This is a genomic window from Hydrogenophaga sp. FG152, from assembly GCF_057809615.1.
The window spans coordinates 1-320 of record NZ_JBMDKH010000054.1 but is presented as its reverse complement, the minus strand read 5'-3'; the positions used below and the strand labels follow the sequence as shown (position 1 = coordinate 320).

Sequence of the window (320 nt, the reverse complement as noted above, 5' to 3'; positions counted from 1 at the left end):
CAGGTGGTGGACGCGATCAACGCCAAGTCGTCCGACACCGGCGTGTTCGCCCGCGTCACCTACAACGCCGGCGGCACCGCCACCGGCTTCGAGGTGTTCTCCGACACCGCCATCACGGCCGCCAGCTTCGTCGGCTTCGGTGCCACCACCACCGGCGCCGCCCCGGCCGACAGCGCCGCGGCCACGAGCCAGCTCGACGACATCAGCGTCAACAGCTTCGGCGACGCGCAAAAGGCCCTGAAGGTGATCGACACCGCGATCAACGCCATCAACAGCTCGCGCGCCGACCTCGGTGCCCTGCAAAGCCGCTTCGAGAACGC

Annotated in this window: 1 protein-coding gene; it reads left to right on the top strand. The window is 69.1% G+C overall.

The window, feature by feature from the left end; all coding sequences use genetic code 11:
- Positions 1-320: flagellin (locus tag ACODTB_RS25825; protein WP_488929887.1), on the top strand; the 320-nt coding region annotated here is incomplete at both ends.